This is a genomic window from Bradyrhizobium sp. Mp27, from assembly GCF_029953005.1.
GTDB lineage: Bacteria > Pseudomonadota > Alphaproteobacteria > Rhizobiales > Xanthobacteraceae > Bradyrhizobium > Bradyrhizobium barranii.
In genome coordinates this window covers 25,142-31,836 of record NZ_JASAUS010000105.1, presented here as the reverse complement: position 1 = coordinate 31,836, position 6,695 = coordinate 25,142, and the positions used below count along the sequence as shown (strand labels likewise).

Below are 6,695 nucleotides of genomic sequence, written 5' to 3'. Positions count from 1 at the left end.
CCTCGGGCGGCGTTTCGGCGGTTCAGGGCGGCAACCTCCGTTTCCTGGATGTTGCCTGCGTCGGGAAGCATGTAGGAGCAGAGGTCGATGGTGCCGCGCGTCGCCAGGATCTGGCCTGAAAAGCCATCGCGCTTGAGCTTCGGCAGGAGCCCGCTGTGGTCGATGTGGGCGTGCGTCAGCAACACGGCATCGACGTCCTCGGGCCGAAACGGGAACGCACCATAGTTCAGGGCTTTCAACGTTTTCGGTCCCTGGAACAGCCCGCAATCGACCAGGAATCGTCCCTTCGGCGTAACAAAGAGGTAGCAGGAGCCGGTAACGGTGCGGGCGGCGCCGCAAAACTGGATGGTGACGCTCACGGGGTGCTCCTAGTCTCCGGTATGCCACCAACTTCCCGCCGCAATGCGCGAGCGAGAAGATAGTGAAGGCTGACGGCGTTGGTTGGATGCGGTACGCTGTTGGTGGATCGGACGGAACGGATGCCGGCGCGACCGAACGCTGTCATAAGCGCCGGCGGAAATAGGGCGTGGACGATGATGGCCTCGATAGAAGAGGCTCCTGACGCGGCAAGAGCTTCCGCACAGGCGGTAAGCGTCCCACCGGACGACACAATGTCGTCGATGAACAGCGCTGGACGACCAGGGAACAGCGCAGGATCGGGAAACGACACCTGCACCGATTGATCACTCTGGCGGACCTTCTGCGCCACGCTGTAGGGGAGTCCGAGACGGCCGGCGATACCGGCCACCCATGGGCGCGATTCTGCATCGGGGCCGACCACGACTGTCGTGGCAGCAACCGCCTCGCCGCGAAGCAGTGCCTCGATAGCGGGAGCGGCGGACAGATTATCGGCCTCAATTCCAGGAAAGATGCCCGTGAGGCTCGGCGCGCGATGGAGATGTGCATCAAGCGTGACAACGCGATCGAAGTTGTTCGCCAGAAGAGTGCCGATCGCGCGCTGACTAATCGCCTCACCCGGATGGAACGCCGCATCCTGGCGCATGTAGCCGAGATAAGGCGAAACGAGCACGAGCCGCTTGGCACCGTTGCGCCGCAAGGCCTCCGCAGCAAGCAGAAGCGCAATCAGCTTTTCGTTGGGTTGATTGAGCGAGCAACAGACTATCGTGGTGGTTGCCGCCGGGCCGACGGTTGCCCTCAGCTCCCCATCGGGAAATCGATGCAAGATGATTTCATGGCCGACAACATCCAGAATTTCAGCAAGCCGAGGCCCGAAATGGGTGGAAGTGGGCAGCCATTGAACTGCACTCCGGATCATGGTGCTGCCCCGGCTTGCGGTTCGATCCAGTAAGCAGAGTCCAGCTGGGCCATGCCGACAGCAAGGTCAAACCCCGAGGGTTCGAACGCGTGAATGCGATAGAGCGGCTCGCCTTGCTCGACCCGATTTCCGATCTTCTTGAACAACTTGATACCGGCGCCCTTGTCGAGCGGAGCGCCGGCCGTTCGCGCCAGCCGGTTGAGGCGCAAGCAATCGATCGCGGAGACGACACCATCTCTTGCGGCGTGAATGTCGAGAGTAAGGCTGCCGATTTCGCTCGCGGAAGGCGCTGGGCCCTGGGTCTCGACGATCTTCACCATCTGCCGAAGCGCCGCCCCGCTCTCCAGGAGCTCGCTTGCGCGTGCATAGCCGGTGCCACCGCGCAAGTCGGGGTCATGTTCCAGAAGGTGGGCGGCAAGTCGCAACGACTTCTCACGAAGATCGGGCGGGGCCTGGGGCTCATTGGCGAGCACTGCCATCACGTCCTGTGCCTCAAGCGCCGGGCCGATACCGCTGCCGATGGGCTGCCGTCCATCGGTGGTCACGACCTCCACCTCGAGGCCAAAGCGGTCGCCGACGAACTGAAACAACTTGCGGAGTCGCATAGCCTGGGATGCAGTCGTAAGCTTGGCGTTGGGCCCCACCGGAAGGTCGATGAGAAGATGCGTCGAGCCGGCGGCCAGCTTTTTCGACATAATGGATGCAACCATCTGTTCGTGCGTATCCAGCGCCAGCGGTCGCTCGACGCCGATCAGGATGTCATCTGCCGGCGACAGATTGACATGCCCGCCCCAGGCAAGGCAGCCATTGCAGGAGGCAACGACTTCCTTCATCGCTTCGACGCTGAGGTCGACCCGGGCCAGTACCTCCATGGTGTCGGCCGTTCCGGCAGGCGACGTGATCGCGCGCGACGACGTCTTCGGGATCGTCAGCCCGTGCGCGGCTACAATCGGGACCACGATCATGGATGTGCGATTGCCGGGAATGCCACCAATGCAATGCTTGTCGACGACGGTCTTGGCATTCCATCTGAGCTGCGTTCCGGCTCTCGCCATGGCCTCCGTAAGAGCGATCAACTCACCGGATGTCATGAAATTGGCGGAGCTGACGAGGAACGCGGCGATTTCCATATCCGAATAGCGATAATGCACGAGATCGTCGACAATTGCGCCGATCTCGGGAGGCTCGAGCGTCTTGCCCTGAATCTTGGCGCGAACCGCGTCCAGGCTTGGCGGGGAGGGGGCAGGGGTGACCGCAATGTAGCTGCCTGCCGGCTGCCCAAAGCGCCGAAACGCAGGTTCCGCCATTCCAAGCTCGTCGGGCCCGACCAGGCTGTCGTCATCGGTGAGAAGGACCGTCGCCAGCTGCGTCTTCGAGCCGCTGCGCAGCTCGACTCTCGAAAATCCTCGAAACAGGTCCGGCCGCAGCGCCGTTGAGCGGCGGGAGATTACAACGACGTTTTCCCGGCCGGTGTCGAGATTGACACGGCGGGATCTGAGCTGGGCGCGGCCGGGTGGAATGGCGTTCATCGATGAAAACTTCGTTGTCGCGGTGAAGCGAGGATAGGGTTCGCCGAGGAGCCCGGTTTGCGACAGATCAACCCGTCGCCGGTCCTCAAGCACGGAGAGGTCGTGGGGCGCCGGCGATGCGGCTGTCTCAGTGAGACCGATGTGCTCGTAATCTCTCCAGGTACGCGGCAATGGAGTGGGGGCTGGCGGGCTCTTCAACAGTCCTCCGACTTGATCCGTGTCAAATGACAGGCATCGGAAGCAGCTAACGTTAAATAGCAGGCGGAGCAGCGATTATGTTGCCGTTTTCTGTCAAGCAATTTTTCGGGGTCTTCGCAAGCTACAACAGCGCGATCTGGCCGGCGCAGATCGTTGCCTTGATCATAGGGGGCCTGGCGTTCGCACTGGTATTCCGCAGGTGCAAACGATCCGATGAGATCATCGCCGGTGTTCTTGCCGCGATGTGGGCGTGGACGGGGGTCATCTATCATTTGATATTTTTCGCGCCCATCAACAAAATGGCCTATGCATTCGGTGCGCTGTTCGCAGTTCAGGCCATGACGTTTGGATACGTTGGTGTCTTACAGGGTCGAGTGACTTTCGGCCGGAGCAACGGTCCGGCGGCATGGATTGGCATTGCATTCGTTCTCTATGCGGCTGCCATCTACTGGCTTCTTGGAGTGGCGACCGGTCATGACCTTACGGAATTGCCTGCGTTCGGTGTAACGCCATGCCCCGTCACGATCTTCACGTTCGGGATGTTGCTGCTTACAATCCGACCGATTCCCCGCCTGCTGCTGATTATTCCTATCCTCTGGTCGCTCATCGGCGGCAGCGCGGCAATTCTGCTGCATGTGCCGCAGGACTGGGTGCTGCTCGTGAGTGGAATCGTATCAGCCGCTTTGCTCACTGGCCGCGACCAGAGGCTGGCGTCAGCCTCCTCACGGTGAGCGGTAGCGTTCTGCAATCTTGCTTCAGTGCCCGTCTGCTCTGGGTCCAGAAGACGACATCACAGACGATCGCGGCTGGCCTGCCTCAAACGCAGGTCTTCGCTCCTCCTTTCAGCGTCACGGGAATGGTGAGATAGCGTACTCCGTTGGCTTCGGCAGGCGGCAATTTGCCGGCGCGAATGTTGACCTGGATGGAAGGCAGCAGCAGCCTGGGCGCTGAGAGCGTGGCATCGCGCGCCTGGCGCATAGCCACGAACTCAGCCTCCGTGACGCCCTCCTTGGCCTGGACATTCTTCTCGCGCTGTTCGCGCACTGTGGTCTCCCAGGCGTATGTGTCGCGGCCCGGCGCCTTATAGTCGTGACACATGAATAGCCGTGTCTCGGGCGGCAGCGCCAGGAGGCGCTTGATCGATCGGTAGAGCTTGTGCGCGTCGCCGCCTGGGAAGTCGGCCCGCGCCGTGCCGTAGTCCGGCATGAACAGGGTGTCGCCGACGAACAGGGCATCCTCGATCTTGTAAGAGACGTCGGCGGGCGTGTGCCCGGGCGTGAAGATCACCTCCACATCGAGTTTGCCGATCTTGAAGCGCTCGTCGTCCCGGAAGAGGCGGTCGAAGTCGCTGCCGTCCGTCTTCAGGTCGATGGCATTGAATATCGGGCGGAAGATGCGCTGCACGTCCTTGATGTGCTCGCCGATGCCGATTTGGGCACCTGTCTTCGCCTTGATGAAGGGGGCGCCCGAGAGATGGTCGGCATGGGCATGCGTCTCGAGCACCCATTCGATCGTGTAGCCCGCCTCTTCGGCGGTCTTCAGCATGGACGCAACCGATCGCGTGTCCACCTCGCCCGAGTTGTGGTCGTAGTCAAATACGGGGTCGATGATAGCGGCCTTCTTGGTCGCCGGATCGGCGACCAGATAGCTCACCGTGTTGGTCGGCTCGTCGAAGAACGCTCGGATGATCGGTTGTCCTGACATGGCTTGAACCTTCTGATGTCACCGGTTCGTTTGAACTTGACATATATATTAGTACTTACTAAATAAGCAATATCTAATATATGGAGTTGGCTCATGGCCTCCCGGGCCTTCGATCTGGAGACATTCGAAAAGCAGGCCGTTGAGGTCGCCGGAATCCTGCGCGCGCTCGCCAACGAGCGTCGGCTGATGATCCTGTGCAACCTCGTCGAATGCGGCGAGAGCAACGTAAATGCCCTCGCGGAAGCCGTGGGGCTGTCGCAATCGGCGCTGTCGCAGCACCTCGCGAGGATGCGCGAGGAGGGCCTCGTCGCTTTTCGGCGCGAAAGCCAGACGCTCTGGTACCGGATCGCCGATCCGCGCATCGAGCAACTCTTTGCGACGCTGCACGAGCTCTATTGCAAACCCGTCAAGGCGAAGAGCTGATTTAGGAAAGTAGAGGAGCTAATCATGTCACTACCCACAATCAAGCCAGCCGAGGCACGCCGCCTTCTCGACAGTGGCGCCCTCCTGATCGACATCCGCGAAGCTGACGAGCACGCCCGCGAGAAAATTCTGGGCGCGCGGCACCTTCCCCTGTCGAAGCTCGACGAGGCCGACTTCGCCTTGCATCGGGGCAAGCCGGTCATCTTTCATTGCAAAAGCGGCGCCCGCACTCAGGCCAACGCGCCACGGCTCGCGGCGAAGCTGAGCGACCCCTGTGAGGCCTTTATCGTCGAAGGCGGGCTCGACTCCTGGCGCAAGGCCGGCCTGCCGGTCGTGAACGACCGGCGCCAACCGCTGGAGCTTCAGCGCCAGGTGCAAATCGGGGCTGGCAGTCTTGCGGTCGTGGGCACGCTGCTCGGGCTTTTCGTATCGACGTGGTTCTTCGCTGTACCGGCCTTCGTCGGTGCGGGGCTGGTCACGGCTGGTGTCACGGGCTTTTGCGGCATGGCCCGCATTCTCATGCGCGCGCCTTGGAACCGCAGCGTCTACGACTTGCCCACCCGAGCCGGGTGACAGTGCTTTAAAGTGAGGAGTTGCCACAATGCTGTCGCTGACCCAAGGTGCGCTCGGCCTCGCCTCTGGCTCGTTGGTCGGCTTTTCGCTGGGGCTGGTCGGAGGAGGCGGTTCGATCTTGGCCGTGCCGCTCCTCGTCTATCTCGTCGGGGTGTCGGATCCGCATGTGGCGATCGGCACCAGTGCGATCGCAGTTGCGGCAAACGCTGCTGTTAACCTCGTCAACCACGCTCGGGCTGGCAACGTGAAGTGGCGTTGCGCCTCCGTGTTCGCGCTCGCAGGCATGGCCGGCGCCTTTCTCGGCTCTACCCTTGGCAAGGTCATCGAAGGACAGAAGTTGCTGGCGTTGTTCGCTATCGTCATGATGGCGGTGGGCGCGCTGATGCTGAAGGGCCGCGCCGGCGCGGGCGAGCCATCGGTCCGGCTTAACCGAGAGAACCTGCCGAAACTCTTAGCCCTGGGAGGTCTCACGGGAGCCTTGTCCGGCTTCTTCGGGATCGGCGGTGGCTTTCTAATCGTACCGGCGCTGATTGCGGCCACTGGCATGCCTATCCTCTATGCGGTCGGTTCCTCCCTGGTGGCGGTGACTGCCTTCGGGTTGACGACGGCGGCCAACTACGCTCTGTCCGGTTTGGTGGATTGGTATCTCGCCGTCCTGTTTATCTCCGGCGGAGTCCTTGGCGGGATGCTCGGCGCCGGCTCGGCAAGCTCGCTCGCCGCGCGTAAAGGTGCATTGAACACCGTATTCGCGGCCCTCATATTCGCGGTGGCGATCTATATGCTGGCCCGCAATCTCGGCTTCACGTGATTGGAGACTTCGAAACAAGCGGTAGAAGGTCGCCTTGAGGACGACTACAGCGGGGGTGATTTTTACGCGCCGCCCACGAGGTCGGCAGCAATGTCGAGGCTCTGGTCGTAACCGCCACCGGCACCCCGAGTTCCGCGAACTCGACCAGGTGGGGACCAATAGACCAGAGCACTCGCACAAATGA

At 61.7% G+C, this 6,695-nt stretch carries 8 protein-coding genes; 4 read left to right on the top strand and 4 right to left on the bottom strand.

Features of this window, described 5'->3' with window-relative positions; genetic code table 11:
- From QJT78_RS35835 to QJT78_RS35825, 3 genes are all read right to left on the bottom strand, one after another.
- A partial coding sequence (locus QJT78_RS35835; protein ID WP_281460443.1) for an MBL fold metallo-hydrolase occupies positions 1–359 on the bottom strand: 359 nt, incomplete at its 3' end.
- A complete protein-coding gene (locus tag QJT78_RS35830) occupies positions 356–1,276 on the bottom strand; it encodes a ribose-phosphate diphosphokinase (RefSeq protein ID WP_038953593.1) in 921 nt (306 codons plus the stop codon). The genes QJT78_RS35835 and QJT78_RS35830, both read right to left, overlap by 4 nt.
- On the bottom strand, positions 1,273–2,805 hold the full coding sequence (locus QJT78_RS35825; RefSeq protein ID WP_038944894.1) for a thymidine phosphorylase family protein: 1,533 nt from the start codon (positions 2,803–2,805) through the stop codon (positions 1,273–1,275). Before QJT78_RS35825 ends, QJT78_RS35830 begins: the two co-directional genes overlap by 4 nt.
- A gap of 275 nt (positions 2,806–3,080) precedes the next feature.
- Here QJT78_RS35825 and QJT78_RS35820 point away from each other — a divergent pair, with 275 nt between their 5' ends.
- Positions 3,081–3,734, top strand: coding sequence for a DUF6064 family protein (locus QJT78_RS35820; RefSeq protein WP_049807945.1), 654 nt, complete (start codon positions 3,081–3,083; stop codon positions 3,732–3,734).
- A gap of 85 nt (positions 3,735–3,819) precedes the next feature.
- Here QJT78_RS35820 and QJT78_RS35815 read toward each other — a convergent pair whose 3' ends face one another.
- Entirely contained in the window at positions 3,820–4,707 is an 888-nt protein-coding gene (locus QJT78_RS35815; RefSeq protein ID WP_038944895.1) for an MBL fold metallo-hydrolase, read from the bottom strand.
- 93 nt (positions 4,708–4,800) lie between these two features.
- On the opposite strand from QJT78_RS35815, the gene QJT78_RS35810 reads away from it, so the two are divergent.
- From QJT78_RS35810 to QJT78_RS35800, 3 genes are read left to right on the top strand one after another with little or no spacing between them, the layout of a single operon-like run.
- The gene (locus QJT78_RS35810; protein ID WP_028154547.1) at positions 4,801–5,130 is read left to right on the top strand and encodes a metalloregulator ArsR/SmtB family transcription factor; all 330 of its coding nucleotides are present in this window, start codon (positions 4,801–4,803) and stop codon (positions 5,128–5,130) included.
- A gap of 24 nt (positions 5,131–5,154) precedes the next feature.
- Complete coding sequence (locus tag QJT78_RS35805; RefSeq protein ID WP_038944896.1) at positions 5,155–5,703, top strand: rhodanese family protein; 549 nt, start codon at positions 5,155–5,157, stop codon at positions 5,701–5,703.
- A 28-nt stretch (positions 5,704–5,731) separates the two neighbouring features.
- Positions 5,732–6,511, top strand: coding sequence for a sulfite exporter TauE/SafE family protein (locus QJT78_RS35800; protein WP_038953595.1), 780 nt, complete (start codon positions 5,732–5,734; stop codon positions 6,509–6,511).
- Positions 6,512–6,695: the final 184 nt, after the last annotated feature.